At 48.5% G+C, this 19,694-nt stretch carries 18 protein-coding genes and 1 tRNA gene; 13 read left to right on the forward strand and 6 right to left on the reverse strand.

The window, feature by feature from the left end:
* Window positions 1–14 precede the first annotated feature (14 nt).
* The 8 genes from LFE_RS00950 to LFE_RS00985 all read left to right on the forward strand — a co-directional run bounded on the left by LFE_RS00950 (window position 15) and on the right by LFE_RS00985 (window position 7,835).
* Window positions 15–950, forward strand: a complete 936-nt coding sequence (locus LFE_RS00950; protein ID WP_014448409.1) for a branched-chain amino acid transaminase — start codon at window positions 15–17, stop codon at window positions 948–950.
* Between the two features lie 4 nt (window positions 951–954).
* On the forward strand, window positions 955–3,561 hold the full coding sequence (gene polA, locus LFE_RS00955) for a DNA polymerase I (protein ID WP_014448410.1): 2,607 nt from the start codon (window positions 955–957) through the stop codon (window positions 3,559–3,561).
* A 47-nt stretch (window positions 3,562–3,608) separates the two neighbouring features.
* On the forward strand, window positions 3,609–4,331 hold the full coding sequence (locus LFE_RS00960) for a tetratricopeptide repeat protein (RefSeq protein ID WP_014448411.1): 723 nt from the start codon (window positions 3,609–3,611) through the stop codon (window positions 4,329–4,331).
* Window positions 4,328–4,765, forward strand: coding sequence for a hypothetical protein (locus LFE_RS00965; protein WP_014448412.1), 438 nt, complete (start codon window positions 4,328–4,330; stop codon window positions 4,763–4,765). The genes LFE_RS00960 and LFE_RS00965 overlap by 4 nt, the downstream gene beginning before the upstream one ends.
* Window positions 4,766–4,767: 2 nt before the next feature.
* Entirely contained in the window at window positions 4,768–5,364 is a 597-nt protein-coding gene (gene coaE, locus LFE_RS00970; RefSeq protein WP_014448413.1) for a dephospho-CoA kinase, read from the forward strand.
* 66 nt (window positions 5,365–5,430) lie between these two features.
* Entirely contained in the window at window positions 5,431–6,312 is an 882-nt protein-coding gene (gene galU / locus LFE_RS00975) for a UTP--glucose-1-phosphate uridylyltransferase GalU (RefSeq protein ID WP_014448414.1), read from the forward strand.
* 61 nt (window positions 6,313–6,373) lie between these two features.
* Window positions 6,374–7,363, forward strand: coding sequence for a thiamine-phosphate kinase (gene thiL, locus LFE_RS00980; protein WP_014448415.1), 990 nt, complete (start codon window positions 6,374–6,376; stop codon window positions 7,361–7,363).
* A complete protein-coding gene (locus LFE_RS00985; protein ID WP_014448416.1) occupies window positions 7,350–7,835 on the forward strand; it encodes a DUF2062 domain-containing protein in 486 nt (161 codons plus the stop codon). Before thiL ends, LFE_RS00985 begins: the two co-directional genes overlap by 14 nt.
* Here LFE_RS00985 and LFE_RS00990 read toward each other — a convergent pair.
* From LFE_RS00990 to LFE_RS01000, 3 genes are all read right to left on the reverse strand, one after another.
* Window positions 7,798–8,418, reverse strand: a complete 621-nt coding sequence (locus LFE_RS00990; RefSeq protein ID WP_014448417.1) for an OmpA family protein — start codon at window positions 8,416–8,418, stop codon at window positions 7,798–7,800. The genes LFE_RS00985 and LFE_RS00990 overlap by 38 nt on opposite strands.
* Before the next feature lie 275 nt (window positions 8,419–8,693).
* Window positions 8,694–9,230, reverse strand: coding sequence for an OmpA family protein (locus LFE_RS00995; RefSeq protein WP_014448418.1), 537 nt, complete (start codon window positions 9,228–9,230; stop codon window positions 8,694–8,696).
* Between the two features lie 103 nt (window positions 9,231–9,333).
* Window positions 9,334–9,837 carry a hypothetical protein gene (locus LFE_RS01000; protein ID WP_014448419.1) on the reverse strand — a complete coding sequence of 168 codons (504 nt, stop codon included), beginning with the start codon at window positions 9,835–9,837 and terminating at the stop codon, window positions 9,334–9,336.
* 565 nt (window positions 9,838–10,402) lie between these two features.
* On the opposite strand from LFE_RS01000, the gene rnr reads away from it, so the two are divergent.
* Window positions 10,403–12,688: a ribonuclease R gene (gene rnr / locus LFE_RS01010; RefSeq protein ID WP_232502540.1), complete on the forward strand. Its 2,286-nt coding sequence runs from the start codon at window positions 10,403–10,405 to the stop codon at window positions 12,686–12,688.
* 4 nt (window positions 12,689–12,692) lie between these two features.
* Here the strand turns inward: rnr and LFE_RS01015 are convergent, their stop codons facing one another.
* Complete coding sequence (locus LFE_RS01015; RefSeq protein WP_014448421.1) at window positions 12,693–13,058, reverse strand: hypothetical protein; 366 nt, start codon at window positions 13,056–13,058, stop codon at window positions 12,693–12,695.
* Window positions 13,059–13,225: 167 nt separating this feature from the next.
* Here LFE_RS01015 and LFE_RS01020 point away from each other — a divergent pair, with 167 nt between their 5' ends.
* A complete protein-coding gene (locus tag LFE_RS01020; RefSeq protein WP_014448422.1) occupies window positions 13,226–14,410 on the forward strand; it encodes a hypothetical protein in 1,185 nt (394 codons plus the stop codon).
* Between the two features lie 349 nt (window positions 14,411–14,759).
* On the opposite strand, the gene LFE_RS01030 is transcribed toward LFE_RS01020, so the two are convergent.
* Together LFE_RS01030 and LFE_RS01040 are read right to left on the reverse strand one after the other, a co-directional pair.
* A complete protein-coding gene (locus LFE_RS01030) occupies window positions 14,760–15,047 on the reverse strand; it encodes a sll1863 family stress response protein (RefSeq protein WP_014448424.1) in 288 nt (95 codons plus the stop codon).
* Window positions 15,048–15,416: 369 nt separating this feature from the next.
* Window positions 15,417–15,493: transfer RNA gene (locus LFE_RS01040), tRNA-Met, on the reverse strand.
* Window positions 15,494–15,596: 103 nt separating this feature from the next.
* On the opposite strand from LFE_RS01040, the gene lpdA reads away from it, so the two are divergent.
* The 3 genes from lpdA (at window position 15,597) to LFE_RS12805 (ending at window position 19,592) form a co-directional block, all read left to right on the forward strand.
* Complete coding sequence (lpdA, locus tag LFE_RS01045) at window positions 15,597–16,997, forward strand: dihydrolipoyl dehydrogenase (protein ID WP_014448425.1); 1,401 nt, start codon at window positions 15,597–15,599, stop codon at window positions 16,995–16,997.
* 178 nt (window positions 16,998–17,175) lie between these two features.
* Window positions 17,176–18,567, forward strand: coding sequence for a hypothetical protein (locus LFE_RS01050; protein ID WP_014448426.1), 1,392 nt, complete (start codon window positions 17,176–17,178; stop codon window positions 18,565–18,567).
* Complete coding sequence (locus LFE_RS12805) at window positions 18,567–19,592, forward strand: phosphoesterase (protein ID WP_014448427.1); 1,026 nt, start codon at window positions 18,567–18,569, stop codon at window positions 19,590–19,592. The genes LFE_RS01050 and LFE_RS12805 overlap by 1 nt, the downstream gene beginning before the upstream one ends.
* The last annotated feature ends 102 nt before the right edge of the window (window positions 19,593–19,694 follow it).

The following is a 19,694-nucleotide window of genomic DNA, read 5'->3' on the forward strand; positions in this document are numbered from 1 at the left end:
TTTGGAGGGTATTGATGCTTAAAGAGTCACAATGGATCTGGATGGATGGCAAGATGGTTCCCTGGAAGGATGCCAACGTTCACGTACTGACACATTCCCTCCACTATGGGATGGCCGTTTTTGAGGGTATCCGGGCCTATAGTGGCCCGGAAGGGACCTCCATCTTTCGTCTTGCCGAACATACGAGACGATTGGTGAACTCAGGCAAGGTCATGCTCATGAAGTCTCCTTACTCGGAAGAAGAGTTGATGGATGCCACGTGCAGGGTTGTGAGAGAAAACAATCTTTCTTCCTGTTACATTCGTCCATTGATGTATGTTGGTTATGGGGATATGGGTATCTACGCCAGACAGAATCCGATCTGTGTTTCCATTTCTGCATGGGAATGGGGAACCTACCTTGGTGAAGAGGGTCTATCCAAGGGAATCCGGGCCAAGATCAGTTCCTTTTCGCGTTTTGGTGTCAATACTTTTCTGAACAGGGCAAAGGTTTCGGCTCACTATGTCAACTCTCAGCTGGCAAAGTGGGAAGTCAAGATGGCTGGCTATGATGAAGCGATCCTCCTTGATCAGGACGGATTTGTTGCGGAAGGGCCAGGAGAGAATATCTTTATTGTCTCGGGTGGGGTCCTCCGGACACCAGCCTTGAAAACCGTTCTCGACGGAATCACCCGAAATGCTGTGCAAACTCTTGCAAAAGAGATGGGAATTCCTGTTTGGGAAGGTGTGTTGACGAGAGATGATCTATATCTTGCCGATGAGGCTTTTTTTACAGGAACGGCAGCCGAACTCACTCCGATCCGGGAAATTGACGAGCGCACGATCGGAACTGGTCGTCCGGGTCCCGTGACGCTGGCCCTTCAAAAGGCTTTTTTCGATGTTGTCCATGGCCATGTGAAGGATCATTCCGAATGGCGCTATCCTGTGGCCGGCAGGCCTTCCGGAAAATAATCCCATGAATCAGTCACCCCGGGGCACCCGCTCCGCCAACCCTGGGGATTTGACCTGGGCCAGTGTTCTTCCCAAAAACACCCTTTATCTTCTCGACGGTTTTGGGTATATCTTCCGGGCCTATCACAGTCGGGTTGACTTCACGACTTCCAAGGGTTGTCCTACAGGTGCGTTCACTGTTTTTGCCAATATGCTCCTGTCCGTTGTCAGAGACTTCAATCCAGCTTATCTGGGGGTGATCTTTGAAGGTCAGGGCAAGAGTGTCAGGTCAGAGATTCTCCCTCAAATCAAAGCGAACCGTCCTTCCCCTCCTGATGATTTTCTGGTCCAGATCCCCTATATCGAACGATTGATCGCTGGACTTGGGATTTCCACGGTGTCTGTTGACGGGTATGAGGCAGATGATGTCATTGCGACACTGGCACACCGGTGGATTGACCAGGCTGACGGAGATTCTCATGTCGTTGTCATGTCGGCGGACAAGGATCTTTTGAATGTTGTCTCCGATCATGTAACGGTTTTTGATCCGATGACGAAAAAGCGTTTTGGTGTTTCCCAGGTGATCGATCGCTGGGGTGTTCTACCGTCACAAATTCCGGACCTTCTCGCATTGATGGGAGATACCTCGGACAATATTCCTGGTGTTCCCGGTGTTGGTCCTGTAACGGCGGCAAAACTGCTGGGGCAATCCGGTGACGGCGTTGAAGAGCTCTTATCCCGCATAGAGTCCGTGACGCCTCCCAGAATCAGGGATCTTTTGGTTGCCAACAGGGAGCAGATCCTTTTGAGTAAAAAGGTGACGATCCTTCATGATCGTCTTCCGATAGAAGCTTCTGCTGATTCGCTGTCCCTGTCCTCTCCAGATCTGCCATCTCTTGAAGCTCTTTTAAAAGAACTTGAGGCTCCGGCACTTTGGACGCGTATCCGATCGTTGGAAAATAAGGATAGCCAAACCCGTTCCAAATCGTCTGACCCTTCAGAGACTCTTCCGAGCTCTTCCGGCAGGGAGAGATCTCATACGCTTTCTTCCGGGGGGCTTTCCGGAAAACACGGTATAGATCCGGTCTCCCCGAATGAAATCTGGTATCACGGCCCGGATCAATCCCTTTTGTTTTCCAAATCAGATCTTACCGGCCTGCAAAAAATCTTGACAGCTCTTTCCGAACCGGTCTGGGTATCGGATAGTATGCTTCTCCATCGCCAATGGCCGGAGCTGATTCTTCCGGAGGTTGGATTTGATCTTGTCCTTGCCGCTTACTTGCTGGACCCTGGACACCGGGAAGACTCCTTGGCCGTGATTGCCTCACGTCATTTTTTGAATGTTGACGGGGAACGCCGTGAACTGGTCAGCAGTCTTTATCCTCTCCTTTATGAAGAAATTTCCCGTTTCCATTTATTGCCTGTACTTTTAAAGATCGAAGTGCCCCTTTCTGGAGTCCTGTCCAGAATGGAACGTTTTGGAGTATCGATTGACAAGAAACAGCTGGAAGCACTGAGACATCTTCTGTCCGGACGTCTTTCTGCCCTTGAAAAAGAAGTTCACGAATTGGCAGGAGAATCTTTTCTGATACTATCCCCGAAACAGGTGGCCCGGATCCTTTTTGAAAAACTGGCACTCCCGACTGCACGGAAAGGGAAGACAGGATATTCGACAGATGAAGAGACACTGGAATCCCTTCGAGAAAAACATCCCTTACCAGGGATGATTCTGGAATACCGTCAGCTTTCAAAGCTTCTTTCAACCTATGTTGAGGGAATTTCATCCAAAATGGATGAGAATGGTCGCTTGCATGGACAGTTTCATCAGACTGTAACTGCTACGGGAAGACTTTCTTCTTCCGATCCCAATCTCCAGAATATCCCGATCCGTTCGGAATTGGGACTGGAAATCCGGAAATGTTTTGTTGCGCCGCCCGGGTCACTTCTTCTATCAGCGGACTATTCCCAAATTGAGCTGAGACTTCTGGCCCATATGTCCGGGGACGCCTCTCTTGTCGAAGCGTTTACACAAGGAGAGGATATTCATTCCAATACGGCAAGGAGGCTGTTTGGAGAGCCTGTGACACCTGATTCAAGACGACGCGCCAAGACGGTCAACTTTGGAATTCTCTACGGGATGTCTTCTTACAGTTTGTCCCAGAGTCTTGGTGTGACAGCATCAGAGTCAAAAGAGGTGATTGACCGTTACTTTGCCACGTATCCGGGGATTGAGCCCTTTTTTTCATCCATACTCGATGAGGCCAGAAAAACCGGGATGGTTCGTACCATCTCAGGCAGAATCCGGCGCATTCCGGAGGTCCATTCCAGTGATCGAAGGTTGAGGGAATATGGGGAACGAATGGCAGTGAACACGGTTCTTCAGGGGTCAGCTGCAGATCTGATCAAGAAGTCCATGGTGGAGCTATCCGGTCGTCTTGACGCCATTCCGGACAAGGGTGCGAATCTCCTTATCCAGGTGCATGACGAGCTTCTCCTTGAGGTACCTTCTTCAAGGGTGGAGGAGATGTCTGTATTGTTGAAAGATGTTATGGAAAAGGCTTTTGACTTGAAAGTTCCGCTGGTCGTTTCGACTGGTTGGGGAAAAAACTGGGTGGATGCCCATCCGGCATGATGTGATAGGATCCGGATCCAATCTGATTTTTGTAAAGTGGGGGCTTCATGGAGTTAAGAGGTACGACAGATCAGCATGCCCTTCTTGAGGGTTTGAATATGCCGATGCTGGAAATGGCTGTAATGACGGCATTGGTAGCGGTTCTTGTGGCCCTTTTGGGCACAGTCTTGATCCTCAGGCGCTACAAGGGGACATCGGAGGAAGAGAAAGTCCGGAAAGTGGCGCGCTTTGGATGGGTGGGGCTTATTGTCTATCTGGTAATCTTTTTGATTTATTATGAACAAAAAGCAACTCCAAAGACCATTCCCTATCCATTTGCGAAGGGGGATGCGGCTATTGCAAAGGGTGACTTCAAGACCGCGATTCAGGCGTATGAAGATGTGGTCAAGAAATATCCGACCATGGCCCAGGCCCATTTCAAGCTTGGGATGGTGTACAGGATGGTCAAAGCCATTCCCAAGGCGAAAGCAGAGCTTCAGATTGCAATTCAGGAAGATCCTGACAGGGCAGAGCCCTATTTTGCCCTTGGATCCATTTTATGGAGTCAGGGTACCTCAATAGACGCTCTTCCTTATTTCCAGAAGGGGTTGAGTCTTGATCCTTCCAATCCCCAAAAGAATTTTTTTATAAAAATCATTAACAGGGCCAAATTGGAACAAAAAGGTCTCCTGAAACCCGGATCCTCCGCTCGGCCAAGACTTTCTCCTCCTGCTCCGGACACTTCTTCCTCTGCACCGGCCCCGTCTCCAAAGGGGGTGGTGAGCCCATGATGATGCCGATGAGGACCAGAATCACGATCCTGATTGTGGCAATCCCTGGGCTTCTGGACATGACCTGGATATTGGAGAGATTTTTAGCACTTCCAGTTTCTTTGAGAAATCCGTCACTACTTCTCCTTGAATTACCGCTATTGATGGTTCTCCTGTCAGTGGTCATGTGGAGTTTTGCCATCAGGACCCTGACCTACAGGGGGACAGTCGGTTTGGTGGTAGTCAGTGGCTTTCTTCTGTTGAGCGGGTTGTTACGTCTTGGAATGATTGTCGCTGCCCCACTTGATGATCCACTTTTGAAGCCCCATCTGTTCGAGATCAGTGGGCTGGTGTTCGGATCGTTGATTTTGGGAATCGAAGCAGAATCTGGAAGGCGCTATTTCGTGAGAATCAAGGAAAAGTCCCTGAGTAATGATCCTGGAGTAAAGAGGTAGCGTTGTCGAAGGTCATCGGACTGACCGGCGGGATCGCTTCTGGCAAATCCCACGTTGCCGCGGCATTTGTCCGGAAAAACATTCCTGTCGTAAGTGCCGATCTCTTGGCGAGAGAAGCCGTCAAGCCCGGATCAGAGGGACTGTTGGCTGTTTCCAGGGCCTTTCCGGAGGAAATGTCTTCAGACGGATCGATCAATCGTCAGTTGTTGGGCAGGAAGATCTTTCATGATCCACCGTCACGGATCCTGCTTGAAAAAATACTCCATCCGATTATTCGTCAGTTGTATTTGAAAAGAAAAGAAGCGTTGTCAAAAGAAAATCCGGTCATTGTCTATGAGGTTCCCCTTTTGTTTGAAAGTGGCGCAAACAAGGAGGTGGACCTTTGCGTTGTGGTCGATGTTCCGGAATCCCTGCAGCTTAGTCGCCTCATGGAGCGCGATGGCCTTTCGGAGAAAGAGTCCCTGTTGCGGATCAGAAGCCAGATGCCGAGGGCAGATCGTCTGCAGTTGGCAGATCGGGTGATTGAGGGTAATCTTTCAAGGGTGTCCCTGGACTCGGTAATTGAAGATCTCATTCACCAAGTTCTTTCCGGGAAATGATCCTGAAAATCGGGTTTTTTCAAGGGAACCATGTCTCAACTGGGGAAAACATTATGGGGGGTCTGTATGAAAGTTGACATTCGAAAAGCTCTTTTTCCGCTTGCTGGCCACGGAACCCGATTCTTGCCCATGACAAAAGCTTCGCCAAAAGAGATGCTTCCATTGGTGGACAAGCCCGTTGTCCAATATGTAGTGGAGGAAGTTGTCGCGGCGGGTGTGAGCGAGGTCATCATGATCACTGGTCGGGGAAAAAGAGCGATCGAGGATCACTTTGACATCTCCTATGAGCTTGAGGACATGCTCAGAAAGAAGGGGAAGTTTGAGCTGCTCGAAGAAGTCCGTAAGATCTCCTTTCTGGCCGACTTTTCTTATACCAGGCAGAAAGAATCCAAGGGCTTGGGGCATGCTGTCTTTTGTGGCCGACAACTGATTGGAGATGAGCCTTTCGCTGTAGTTCTGGGCGATGAGGTCATTGACTCGGATGAGCCGGCCCTTTCTCAACTGGTCCGGGCATACAAGCGATATCAGGGCCCTGTTCTGGGCGTTCAGAGGGTTCCCAAAAGTGATGTCAGTTCTTACGGAATTGCTGCTGGGCGATTGATTGAACCAGGACTTTTTGAGGTAACTTCCCTTGTGGAAAAACCAAAACCTGAGGATGCTCCCTCTGATTACGCTGTTATTGGGCGTTACATTTTGACCCCGGATATTTTTGATATCCTCGAGAATCAGGAACCAGGGGTGGGTGGTGAAATTCAGCTGACAGATGCACTTCGGACCCTTTCAAGTCATCGTGCGATCTACGCAATTGAGGTTTCGGGAAATCGGTATGATACTGGAGACAAAATGGGGTTTTTGAAAGCTTCTGTCCAGTTTGGTCTGAAAAATCCTGATTTGGGACCTCAATTTCGGGAATATCTGGACCAATTGCTCGGCTCATATAAAACCTGATGAGACGAGTGAATAGGATCATTGCATCGTTTCAAAAAAGTTCGGAAAAGGGTTCTGTAAGGTGAAGGAGCGTGACCTCATTGATCGGATCGTTTCAAAATTGCCTCCATCTCCTCCGGAAATCCTTCATGGAATTGGTGATGATACAGCCCTCTTGAGAGTGCGGGAGTCCTCTGACCTGCTGGTGACAACCGACAGTCAGCGGGAAGGGGTCCATTTTCGTTGGGACTGGATGACACCCGAAGAGGTAGGGTATCGTCTTGTCGTTGTGAATGCCAGTGATGTGTATTCCAAGGGGGGGAAACCTTTTTCCGCATTTGTGACACTGGCTCTTCCATCCGGGTTTTCTGAGGCAACAGTTGACAAGCTTTACGACGGGATCCTTGCTGGGTGCCTTGAGTTTGGAGCATATCTGTCGGGAGGAGACATCTCTCGGACAACGGGTGGTGTCGACCTCACCATGACACTTTTGGGAATGGTTCCAAAAGATCAATTTATTCCCAGAAATGGACTCGTTCATGGGGACAGAATCTATTCGATTGGTCGCCCGGGGTTTGCCAGAGCAGGTTATCTTGCCCTATCAAGGGGAGATTTTTCAGAAAAGTTATCAGAGCCAATCGCGACCTTCAAACGTCCCCGTACCTTTCCGTCTTTCCCTTCTTGGTTTTTGAAACATCCGTTTCTGTCGGCCTCGATGGATTCATCTGATGGTCTTGGACAAGCGCTTTCTTCCTTGGCCCGTTCTTCAGGTGTCTCGATTGTTCTGGATTCTGCACCCGATCTGGATTATTTATCTCCTGTAGCCAATGTGCTGTCTGTTGATCCCAGGAAACTTGCACTGGAGGGAGGAGAGGACTATGACTTGGTTGTGGGCGTTTCTGAGGACAAGGCCAAAGAGTTTGAATCGGTCGCCAGGGACCTATTCCATGATCAGTCCCATGATCAGGTCACTTATTGGGGAAGAGTCGATTCTTCCGGAGTGGCTGGAGCAGTCGTGACAGATGGAACATATGACATTTGGGATTGGGGATTTGACCATGTTGGGGGTTAATGGAGCGAACTGGAAAGCAAAGCTTCGTGAACTGGTTCTCGCCCAGCCTGATCCACATAAAGTGGCACTCTCTCTCGCGATTGGCTGTTCTGCAGCGTTTTTGCCGCCCTTTGGATTTCATACAGTCTTGGTGATAGCTGTCGCATCTCTCCTGAAAACAGGAGTCCCTTTGGCTGTTCTTGGTACATGGATCAACAACCCGTGGACGTTTATTCCAATTTTCCTACCAGCATATGTGATCGAGATAGAAATAGGGGAACACCTTCTCCGGGAGAATACGGTATTCCCCTCTCTCCGGGCTTTGTCCAAAATGCCAACTTCTGCCATTATCGCCCAAGTGAAGCTGGTTCTTTGGCCATTCATTTGCGGGTCATTGATCGCTTCCGTTCTCGTCTTTCTTGTAACTTACCTGTTGACCCGCGTTTTTATTCGTTTCAAGGGGAAGATTTCTTCGGAGCACCAAGCTCGATAAATCGAACAGCCCTGCTTCTGGCATAACACTTCCAGTTTTTTGCCTTACAACGGTGAAATCCGTCTACCGGTTTGGGACCGACGGCCCTCAAGTAAATCTTGACATTTTTCACACCCATTTTTTTGATCATCCATCGAACAGCTGCCGCCCTCTTTAGTGAGAGTTTCCTGTTTAAAAACTCTTTTCCGGATGGATCCGTATGGCCAATCAAAAGAACTTTATTCAGATGTTTGGATAAAATATCATTCACCCATGTCTTGACAACTGCTCTTGCTGACGGGGCAATCGATGCGCTATTGGGGAGAAAATAGATTTCTTTTTGAAGGGCGAGAGATGGGGCAGGCTTGGCTTTGGGGATTGGGGCTGGAAGGGGTTTTGGAGTGGGAACTTCATAGACTTGTTGTGATGTCTGTGTTTTTTCCAGTCCAACAAAAGGATGAGCTCTTCCATTGACCTCAACTCCAGGAATTTTATTCTTGTCGTCAGGACCGGGAGCGATTGATGTGAGTTCCTGATGGCTACAGGCTGCGAGGAAAAAGACGAGAACTAGCGTTGGAATAAAACGAATGGGGGAAAATGTCATTAGAAAATCTCCAGGTGAGTAAGAGGCTCAACAACATGATTGATCATAGCTAACGAGATGGTAGTCTGCCGAATGGCGATTTTCAAGTCATTATTTTTAGGAACTTTTGTTGTTTTTTGAAAAAAATGATTTTCTAATCATCCGTTTTACTGTTTTATTTTGTTACAACACTTTTTTGAAACAGGTTTTACAATGGGAAAGGGAATTGGTATCCGTTTTTGGTTATAAAAAAAGGGCTGCGTGGCAGCCCTTTTTTGAGACGGGATGGGAAAAGATTACATGGTGATTTTCATGAAATGGGCAATACGATTTGCCTGCCAGCAGGATTCAGTATGGTCAGAGCAGGTATCATAACCAGGGATGGATCTTTTGCCGTAGGAGACAATCTTGATACGTTTTTTGCTGATGCCCATGTGCACGAGGTACATCATTGCTGCTTTGGCGCGTTTTTGACCAAGAACAATGTTGTATGTATCGGTTCCGCGCTCGTCGGCATGACCGGCAATGACAACCTTGACTGATGGGTTGGCGTTAAGGACTTTTGCATCCTTCTTGAGTGATTCCCGATCGGAAGCAGTCAGGACAGCTTTATCAAAACCATAGGTGATGTCCTTGGAGAGAGTCTGATTGACTTCATCCTGAGCTGTCTGGGCTGCGCTTTCAGTGGCAGCAGGAGCAGGAGCCGGGGCAGTGTTCTGGGTCTCTGCTGCCGGGGTTGAAGTGGATGATCCACCGGTTGAAGAGCAACCTCCGGCAACAAGAATACCGGCAACGAGGATGGACATTGCGAGAAGAGATTTCTTTGAATTCATTCTATTACTCCTTAAAATGTGATTTTCCCCGAAGGGCCCCTGATTTCCCGGCCTTACCGCATGCTGGGTCCTGTGGCTCAGCAGCGATTGGCCGAAGTTGTTTTTATCTGACCGAAACACCTGTTACGACGAGTGTTCCCATGGATGCCTTGTAATGAATAACAACTTTCTCCCCGCTCTTGATGTCTTTTGCGGAGATGTGTTTGCGGCCCTTCATGACCATGGTATGGCTGGTGATATCACCACCAAAAACAATGTCACCACCCTTTTTGCCGAGCGAGCGTGAGGCAACAATGGTCATGGGGGAGGAGTCCCTGTTTACTGCTGTCACGACGCCAACAAAGACTGGTCCATGATGCCCTTTTTTCTTGGCGGCAACCTTCTTTTTGGCGACAACTTTCTTTTTGGCAGCCACTTTTTTCTTGGCTACAGCAGGTTTTGCTGGGGCTGCTGGGGCCGCAGGAGCCGCTGCAGGTGCAGTTGCCGCTGGAGCTGCGGTATTGTCCGCAAAAGAAGTCTGAGGAAGACCAAGAATGGAGAGTGATCCGATGATTGCCAAGCCGGCCAAGGCGATACGACCTGAACGAGTTACATGAAACTGGGACATGAGAGTCCTCCTGAAAGATAAATGGTTTTCTGTTTTCCCCCCGGGGATTTTTGGTAAGTTGGTGAACATTGTTCACCAACTCGCTTTTTGTCAGGCTCCCGGGGGACACACCTGCAAAAATGCAGATACGGGAAAGGTGAAGGTGCATCGAGTAACCGCTGGCCGACCATCCCGTATTCCGATATGAATTCACTAATGGTTACTTCAGAAAGCACTCATTCTGTTTATGACCGACTGTAGTCTATTCCGGGAATCTACCCCGGACGGCTCTCGGAATTCTAAAATAAATAATATTTAAAACCGATCCATCGTACACCAGAATGCATATCTTGCCAAGATCACATGCTAAAGGAATGCAACATGATGTGCAAGAGCACCTACTAAAAAGAATTTAGAGCAGTTTCTTGGATGAAAAGAGAGATGATCAGCATTGATAGAATGAATTCATGAGTCCCTGGTTTTTCGTCCATCTCAAAGCTTTCCGCAAGCCTTTCGGCCATATTGTTTCCCATGATGAACCTTTTGTGTCAAACTGGAAGGGGTTAAATCATTGATTGGAGGCGTTGTGGATCTATTGGAAGGGAATGAAAATCATTCTGGGGAGGAGTCTTTCAGGGATTCTCTTCTATCGTTTTTAAAGGAAACACCTTCTGTCCCGGTTAGGGAGGAAATTCTCCTTGAAAAATTGAAGAAAGGGAGAAAATCCTTGAAATTGATCCGGTCTGCCATGGATTCACTTCTTAAAGATGGGGCCATCCTCCAGGTTCCTGGTGCCGGTTTGGCCTTGAAAGAACGGCTTCCTACAGTGACCAAACCATTTCAGGCTCATCCGGACGGGTATGGGTTTGTTCTGGTTGGAGATGGACAGCCCGACCTTTTTATTCCGGCAGGAATGACCAAAGGAGCAATGCATCAGGACACCGTGGAGGCTGTGAGGACAGGAACTGACCGCCGAGGCCGCCAGGAGGGAGTGATCCTTTCTGTGGTTGATCGGGCCAGGACCTCTGTGGTGGGTACAGTACATAAGTTCGGAGCAAATACGATCGTTCGGCCTCGGGATGCAAAGCTCAAGGCCGATTTTATTCTGGAGCCAAGCGAACCACCCGTCCAGTATTCCGAGGGTGATCTGGTTGTTCTGGAGATTACCTCATATCCTGATTCGCTGAATTCCCCCCGGGGTCGAATTTTGGCTCAGTTGGGGCAGGCAGGTGATCCGAAGATCGATACGGAGATCGTTATGGCCTCCTTCGGTTTGTCGGAGGTGTTTCCTTCGGATGTTGTTCATGAGGCCGAGCGGGTAGCTCAGGAAACACCGATTGCTCCTGGAGATCATCGGGAAGATTTCAGGGATTGGGATATTGTCACGATCGATGGGGATAATGCTCGGGATTTTGACGATGCCCTTTCTCTGGTCAGATTGAAGGATGGTTCTTTTGAGGTCGGTATACATATTGCGGATGTTGCAACTTATGTTCGCGAGGGAACGTCCCTGGACAAGGAAGCTTTCCGTCGGGGGACGAGTGTTTATTTCCCGGACAGGGTGGTTCCCATGTTTCCGGAGGTCCTCTCAAATGGTGTCCTTTCCCTGAAGCCAGATGAGGACCGGCTTGCCCGAAGCGTTGTCTTGAGGCTCGATCCGCATACTGCAGAAGTTCTCGACTCCAGGATCACTTTGTCTGTGATCAGAAGTCGTATGAGAATGACCTATTCAAAGGTCCATGATGTTCTTCGGGGGGCAAATGAAGACGCCCGGTATACTCCTTGGACATCTCTTCTCTCTGAACTCTGGTCTGTTGCCCAGATTTTGAGAAAAAAACGATTTTTAGGCGGAAGCCTTGATTTTGATCTTCCTGAACCTGAAATCATCCTTGATCTGAGGGGTCACCCAATCGATATCGTTCGTTCGCCCAGATATCTTTCCCACCAGTTGATTGAAGAATTCATGCTGTTAGCCAATCAGGTCGTTGCCAAAGAATTGGTGATCAGATGGGGTGGAGGAATCTTCCGGGTGCATGAGGCGCCTTCTATTGAGCGGATTTCGGATCTGAATCTCTTTTTGGGTGCCCTTGGTCTTGCCATGCCCATCAAGGAAGGTGAGGTTCCCACTTCAAAAACCCTTTCCAGGGTTCTTGAAGCCACCAGAGGGACCGTTCAGGAGAAAATGGTTCACTTTTCAGTTCTGAGATCTTTGAAACAGGCTCGTTATGATGTAAAGCCACTGGGCCATTTCGGTCTTGCCATGAGTGATTACACTCATTTCACCTCTCCAATTCGTCGCTATCCGGATCTTGTCGTCCATAGACTTCTTGGTGCCGACCGGTCCAAGCCGTTGAAAGATTCGGTCAAGACCGATATTTCAAAAGCCGCATCTCATTCTTCAGAACGGGAACGTGCCGCAGTCGATGCAGAAAGAATGTCGATTGACTTCAAGCGCATCCGATTCCTGGGAGATCATGTTGGAGAGGTTTTTTCAGGGGTCATCTCGGGTGTTGCCGGGTTTGGATTCTTTGTTGAACTTGATGATACTCCGGTGGAGGGGATGGTTCCCGTTTCTTCGTTATCGGATGATTATTATGTTTTTCAGGAAAAGCATCATAGCCTGAGAGGGGAGAGGACGCGAAAAGTTTACCGAATAGGGGATCCTGTCTCAGTGAGGATCATGCGTGTTGATCTTGAACGTCTCAAGTGTGAACTTGCCCTTGAAGGAATGGAGGAGTCTGCAGGAAGGCGAAGGAAAAAAACGGAGCCTACCCTTGCTGCTGGACTGGTGGCAACAAAACCTAAGACAGAGAGTCCCGATGGGAAAAAAAGCCGACGGGGGAGAAAAGGCCGTCGGAGAAAAAAAGTCTGAGACGCTATTGTTTTGGATTTTCTCCACTGGCCAAAAGGCTTTCCTGGCTTGCGGTCTGGAAGTCTTCCGAGGCCAGCTCATATTGTTTTTGAGCCTGAACCGGGTTCCCCAGAAGAGAATATTCTTTTCCAGCCCTGATATGTGCATCTGCGGCGTTTGAGTATTTGTTAGCAGCCTCAAGATGGTTTAGAATACCCGCTTCCCTATGTGCGGATTTTTCAGTGGCAGTTGCGTCCTGAGCAAATTTTTGTGCGGCTCCGAGATGATCGCCGACAACAGAATTGGTCATTGCGCAAGATGTTATCGGAAAAACGAGAGCCATAAGGGTAATCATGTGAGCGTAGCGGGACTTTTTTCCTTGACTTTGCATATGGCCGTCCTGTCTGGTTTGTTTTTTGGAAATGGGTTGGAATCGTTCCGACTGACTGTGATGGCCGTGGAGCCAGATACATTGTATGATAAAATGATCAAACAATCGCGTTGATTATGCCATATGTCGGTGAGTGAGACAAGAATCGACAGGTCTTCCAGAGGATTATGAAACCTTTTAAACAAATAATGATTGCTTTTCCGGAAGCGGTGAGAGGGCTGTTTTTTGCTCTTCTTCTGCTTGTTGGTGGCTGTGAGGTCTTTGTCCCCCCCCCGGTGTATCCAACAATGCAAGCCGAATCCTACAAGCTGTCGATGATGAGCGGAAAGTCCATTCAGGGACTTTCTGTCACGGCAAGGACATGTTCCTCCAGATATATGGATATCCGTATCAAATGGCCAGCTGGATCAAGTCATGGCCGGGAGATCAGGATAGATAAGGTTTGGTCGGCGGGAACCGTCCATAATGAGTTGGCAAAGGATCTTTCTTTGCACGCAACCCTCTTGACCAGATCTTCTGAAGGAACACACCGGATCAGTCTGAGGGGAATTGTCCGGTTCTCCAATCTTTCTGTCTGCCAGATGGAGTCAGCTGTGCTGGTTGCCAGCTCTGATGATTCTGTTGTGGAGCCGCCAATCTATTTTCTGATGGTTGATTCTCCTTTGCATAAGGATCCCTGGGCACCCAGGGTCATTATTTATACCGGCTACAAGGAGAGGCTCAACGAGTTTTTTACGGTTATCGGCCCCATCCCTTTTCAGACATCTCAAAATGCTCCAATGAATCCGGTTGTTTTGGAGAATGGTGTGGCCGTTCCACAGGCAGATCTCCGGGGGGCAACCTCGACCGGACTTGATGGGCGCCTACATATGCGGTTGTGGCTGAAGTCCCGGCATAGTCCCATTGATATTTCAGGAAATGCTGACGAGGGGATCTTTTTTTCCACTAATCCGCATATGAAGGGAGTCGGAATCCTTTTGCCGGCGACTCATCCATTGGCAATCTATCCGCTTGAGCGTTACCATTTTGTTTTGGGGGGAGGGTTGTTGGTTGAGGGCCCATTGGGCATTGATGGTGTCATCCGTTTTGACCGGGAGGCAGGCGTGTTTGAACTCAATGGGCAAGTCAATCAGGCGGGTTCAGTCATCAGGGGATTTCGAACCAATGGGCGCTTTGAAACGGGTTCCCGATCACGGTTCAAACTGTCTGGCGAGATAGACCTTTCTTTTCACTTCAATCATCAAATTATCAAACTTGCAATGTTTCCGGGGCGAGACGGAAAAACCTACTGGATTGGTGGATTGAATGAAAACCTTCTGGGAATGGCCATTCCGGAAGACTCAAAAGGGTAACCTGTCTCACCCCGATGGGGCGGGTTGGCCTCTGGACCCTGAACCTTAATCAATGAGGGAAACAATGGATGATTTGGATCATTTTGGGGAAGGTCCACCACCCCCCCCGGACATGAGCAAGACCCGTTCAAGGGTAGTTTCAATCCTTTTCAGGATGTTTACCCTTTTGGAATTTGGTTTTTTGGGGTTCATTCTTTTTGATTTATTCCGGAAGTATATCATTACCGGAAATTTGGACTGGTGGAAAAAATAGCGCTCAATACCAGTGAACGGCAAAGCATTGAAGCAATAGAGGCAGGGCGGGCGGCCCCCCCTGCCAACTTGCCGGAGACCGCGATGGTATTTCCTTTTATTTAAGTCTGGAAATGGCGTTGTTCAATCCTGTCTTGAGGTCAGACAGCATTTGATCTGCCGTCACTTTAATCTTTTCCCAGTTCTCTGTGGTGGATTCATCGAGCTCTTTTATTTTCTGAAGGACATCATCCTGTTTTTCTTTGAGTGCATCGAGTTCTTTGGAATACTTGAGCTTCATGTCTGCTCCCTTGTTCTCGATCTTGGCATTCAATAGGTTGATTTGAGCATTCCACTCTTTGATCTGGGCATTTAGTTTTTGTTTGTAAGCTTCTTTTGAGTCCATGTTTTCCTCCCGAATTTGTCCGAAAAGGACCATTGTTCATTGCGTTTTAAAAGAGACCGGCTCCGGTGCTTTTCAAGCGCAAACCTCTTTATCGGAGAATCATTCCAACTCTTCAAAAAAGAACGAAATTGCGATTTTTCATAGTGCGGTGCTATTTTTTAATGGAACAGTCCGCTCCCTTCGGAGATTCTTTGGATGGGACATGCCGCCGCATTGAACAGAAACTGATGGGATTTCATGAAACATTATGACACATTCTGTGGTTTCAGAGATTTTTCGTTTATATGTTTGAATTTCGGGAAGCAAATATTTTAATTTTCGATTTTACGGTCTGGGCAATGCTGAGCTCGGATTTGGAGGAGGTATTATTGGTTGCGGGGGCAGGATTTGAACCTACGACCTTCGGGTTATGAGCCCGACGAGCTACCGAGCTGCTCCACCCCGCAGGAGTAATATAGGTGAATATTGGTTTAAAGTCAAGGATCCCCTTGTGTTTTTCTCTTCTCAGGGGGGGATTTTTAGGTTGAAGATGAAACGGAAAGGGTTGCTTTGATTGTCGAAGGTCTGGATCGTTCTTTTGATTTGATTGTTATTGGCGGTGGTCCGGCAGGATATATGGGAGCCCTCCGGGCAAGTGAACTGGGCATGCGTGTTGCTCTTGTGGAGTCTCGAAAGGTGGGGGGGGTGTGTCTCCATCAGGGTTGTATTCCGACAAAGTCCCTGCTGGAAGTCTCCTCTCTTATCCAAAAAACCGCTACACCCACGAATGGCCTTTATTATGACCCTCCAAAGATCAAGCATGACGAAGTTGTGGCTTTTGGCCAGTCCGTCATCAATCGTCTTCACCAGGGAATCAAGCATTTGCTGAAAACCGCAGGGGTCATGACATTTGAGTCTTCAGGCTCTCTTTTGGGTACAGGTAAAGTGGTCCTTTCGGAGGGGCTCTCCCCTCTTGTCCTGCATGCCAAAAATATTCTTTTGGCAACAGGTTCTCGTCCCAAGTCATTTCCTGGTCTTCCATTCGATCACGAACGGGTGATCGACAGTTCGGATGCCCTTTTGTTAAATCCAGCCGGAAAAAAGATCGGAATCCTTGGTGGAGGTGTTGTCGGGGTTGAGTTTTCACAGATTTTTACCTCCCTTGGAGGGAGTGTCACGATTTTGGAGAGGGAGCCAACCCTATTGCCTGGCGAAGACTCCGAACTGGTTTCGATCCTGTCGCGGGAACTCGACCGCCAGGGCGTGGTCTTAAAATGCGGGATTTCTATCAGGGACGTTGTCCGGACGGATCAAAATGTTTCTCTTTCCCTGAAACCATCGAATTCCTCAACGGAATCACCTCCTGAGGATCTTTCGTTTGATTATCTCCTTGTGGCGATTGGCCGAGTCCCAAACACAGAAACTCTGGGTCTTGATTCGGTGGGGCTTACAGTCTCTACTGGCGGGTTTGTTTTGGTGAATGGCTCAGGGTGGACCGGTGTTGAGGGTCTTTATGCGGCTGGTGATCTGGTTGGTGGGGCCATGCTTGCTCATGCTGCCACCCATGAAGCGATCGTTAGTGTCGAACATATGGCTGGTCTGAACCCTCCTCCGAATGACCCCAATACTGTCCCCCGGGTGGTTTACACCCATCCGGAACTTGTCTCAGTGGGGATGACCCTTGAACAGGCGAGAAAAAAAGGATTCCAGGCAATACTGAAGAAGTTTCCGATGATGGCAAACGGTCGTTCCTTGATTCACGGAGACAGAAGAGGAATTGTGAAGATGGTTGTCGATGAAGAGTCCGGAGCGTTGTTGGGGTTCGGAGGTGTGGGACCTGGTTTGTCGGAAATCCTTCCGGTTGCGACCCTTGCCATTGGTTTGCCAGATGGTGCGGATCGATTGTCCCACTCGATTTTCCCTCACCCAACGGTCGCCGAAACAATATGGGACGCATTAAAAAGCCGTTAATCTTCGATTGGACGACCTTTTGGGGTTTTGCTGGAGCCCTTTTGTGGTAGCATGGCGGTATACAATCTTTCGATGTCCATTTGACAAGGGGCCTTCAGCTTAAACCTTCTACCATTTTTCGAAGAGGCATCGGGTATGGCGGTTGTTCTAAACATTTTATCTGACGGAGAATAAAGGATTGGGATTTTATATCTACTCCCGATCCATCAGGGATACCGCTCCGCATAAAAAAATTCTCGACCTGATTGTTGTCGATCCCCGAATAGCTTGTTTCATCGTTGACGGGGATGGGAAAATTGTTCTGTTCAATGATACCCTTTCCTTTCACATTCAGGTTGGTTTCAAGTTTTTAGCCAGAAAACCCTATGAAGATGTTTTTGAAATTCTGGATTCCCAAAAAGGGGGGGCCCAGGGAGATCCTCATCATTTTGAGGAAAAGTTTGGCATAAGGGAGTTCCGTAATTTTGGAAAAAAGGGTGTTCTTCTCATGAAGAGCTATCCCCTCGGTCATTTGCCATCACCCGTAGCGATCTACTTTCTCTCCAGGGAGGAGTTTCTTCCTTCAGAAAAAGAAATTTCCTCGACATTTCTTCCTTACCTTGCGCGGATGGCGGAAAAGCTTCAGCGTCCTGTCGGCAATATCCTTATGGGTAGCCATGACACAATGAGCATTGACAACCTTTCCCAGGGGTTGTTGACGACTCTTCCTGCAGCGTATCAGCTCATTAGGGTTTTTATGGCGGATGCGACATCCATGAGCGATTCAAGCCACTTTATCCGGATGGTGTATGAAGGCCCTCCCGAGAGCATGCGACAAAGTACTGAGGGTGTTCTTTACGGAGATACCGTTTACTTCCGCACGCTTTCGGCTTCAATCGTCCGACCGGCTCTTGTTGCCCATTCGGATCAATTGTGGAAGCACGAGGTTCTCCTTCCCTGCAACTGGTACCTTCATGTCTTTGCCTGGATAGGGATCCCGCTGATCTCTTTCGATGTCTGGAAAGAGCCCCTTCGGATCCGTTGGCAGGAGATGGTTTCTGCCTGCGGATTTGAAATGGGAGAGTTCAGGAGCAAGGCTGGATTGCTTCCCTTCTATCAGATTGATGAACAGGGCATTTTTGATCGGGAAAGTCTGATCTTGGCCATGGAACACATGATCGGCCAGTCTCCTGTGCGCCCTTTTTCGATGATTCTTTTTCGATTGAAGTTCCAGGAGATTCAGGATGAGTTTATTGATTTCCTGAAAAAAGCCAGAAGAAGCTCTGATCTTATCGGTAAAATTGATGAGGGAATTGTTATGATTTATCCTGATGTGGGGGACGGTGTTTCAACGAGTGTCGAGATCCGTTATAAGGGTATATTGGAACGATTGAGCCTTACGGATTATCGCTTCCAGTGCAATCTCTCGAAGCATTCCTTTCCGTCTTCCAACTGGACCGGGGAGGAGCTTTTAGGTCAGCTGGTCAAGACTGAATCGATTCAGGTCAAGCCTCTGGAACATGCAGACAGGGAAATCCCCCAATTTGAAGATTGGTTTAAACGATTCCTTCTGTTAAAGGATTTTGATTGATGTCCAATGATGGTTTTTTGTTCAATGAAGTAATGATCCGAATGGTTTCAAGAGGGATGCTCCTGTTCGTTTCCTTGCTTTTTCCCGCTCTTTCCATGGCCTCCTCCCCTCCACCGCATATTGTCATTTTCATTCTTGAAAACAAGGGTTATTCACAGATCATAGGCAATTCCCATGCACCGTTCCTGAATGCCCTTGCAAAAAAGAATATGGTTATGACGAACTATCACGCAATGACCCATCCGAGCCTTCCCAATTATGTGGAACTGGTTGCAGGATCCAGCGGTACAAGTCATTCGGATGATCCCTCCCAGAGATTTGCTGTCTCGACGGTGGTAGACAAACTGGAGTCAAAGGGATTCACGGTCAGTGGCTATTTCGAGGGGTTGCCCTATGCGGGATTCGATGGAGACCGATATCCTTCCCGGCACCCTGTTTATGTTCAAAAGCATAATCCTTTCATGTTGATTCCCTCCCTGAGGAATGATCCCAAAAGAGCCGTATTCGACCGTCCGCTTGAAGATCTTGATAAAGATCTCAAGCGAGGCCATCTTCCCAATCTTTCTTACGTTGTTCCGGGACTTTGCCATGATATGCATGGAGGTGGGGCCTGCAAGAAAAACAGCACATCTTCATTGATTGAAGCAGGTGATTTATTTATGTCGAAATGGGTTCCCAAAATCATGGCTTCTGAAGATTTCAGAAAAGGTGGCGTCATCCTTATTGTCTGGGATGAGGGAAGGGGGTTTTTTCATCACCCTTTTTTACGCCAGCCGTTTCCGGGGAAGGGGGGGCGTGTTCCGCTGATTTGTGTGACAAGCCGCCACAAGGGCCACCTTGAATTTTCTGAATACAGCGACCATCGGGTTCTGCTGAATGCCATTCTTGCAAGATTCGGTTTGTCATCGGTTCCGAACGGAGATCCGCCGTCCAGATTCCCCGGAGTTTTTATGGAAGACGACTATCCGGGGAGTGGGACATTCTTTTACCCAGGAAAAATAAGTACAACCCAAGCAAAGCAGTGACAGTCCCACAGATTGTAATCACTTGAAGTCCTGTATCTCCCACAAAGGAATGGGCGTGAATGTCATCTCTGACAAGACCGAGGAAAACAGGGCCTATGGCTG

Source organism: Leptospirillum ferrooxidans C2-3 (assembly GCF_000284315.1).
Lineage (GTDB): Bacteria > Nitrospirota > Leptospirillia > Leptospirillales > Leptospirillaceae > Leptospirillum > Leptospirillum ferrooxidans.

Coding starts and splice junctions, on each gene's coding strand:
- LFE_RS01020 (WP_014448422.1), top strand. CDS start 13,226: ATGAAACCTTTTAAACAAATAATGATTGCTTTTCCGGAAGCGGTGAGA.
- LFE_RS00985 (WP_014448416.1), top strand. CDS start 7,350: ATGTTGGGGGTTAATGGAGCGAACTGGAAAGCAAAGCTTCGTGAACTG.
- LFE_RS00990 (WP_014448417.1), bottom strand. CDS start 8,418: ATGACATTTTCCCCCATTCGTTTTATTCCAACGCTAGTTCTCGTCTTT.
- LFE_RS00965 (WP_014448412.1), top strand. CDS start 4,328: ATGATGATGCCGATGAGGACCAGAATCACGATCCTGATTGTGGCAATC.
- polA (WP_014448410.1), top strand. CDS start 955: ATGAATCAGTCACCCCGGGGCACCCGCTCCGCCAACCCTGGGGATTTG.
- galU (WP_014448414.1), top strand. CDS start 5,431: ATGAAAGTTGACATTCGAAAAGCTCTTTTTCCGCTTGCTGGCCACGGA.
- LFE_RS01000 (WP_014448419.1), bottom strand. CDS start 9,837: ATGTCCCAGTTTCATGTAACTCGTTCAGGTCGTATCGCCTTGGCCGGC.
- LFE_RS00960 (WP_014448411.1), top strand. CDS start 3,609: ATGGAGTTAAGAGGTACGACAGATCAGCATGCCCTTCTTGAGGGTTTG.
- LFE_RS01030 (WP_014448424.1), bottom strand. CDS start 15,047: ATGGACTCAAAAGAAGCTTACAAACAAAAACTAAATGCCCAGATCAAA.
- LFE_RS00950 (WP_014448409.1), top strand. CDS start 15: ATGCTTAAAGAGTCACAATGGATCTGGATGGATGGCAAGATGGTTCCC.
- LFE_RS00995 (WP_014448418.1), bottom strand. CDS start 9,230: ATGAATTCAAAGAAATCTCTTCTCGCAATGTCCATCCTCGTTGCCGGT.
- LFE_RS12805 (WP_014448427.1), top strand. CDS start 18,567: ATGTCCAATGATGGTTTTTTGTTCAATGAAGTAATGATCCGAATGGTT.
- LFE_RS01015 (WP_014448421.1), bottom strand. CDS start 13,058: ATGCAAAGTCAAGGAAAAAAGTCCCGCTACGCTCACATGATTACCCTT.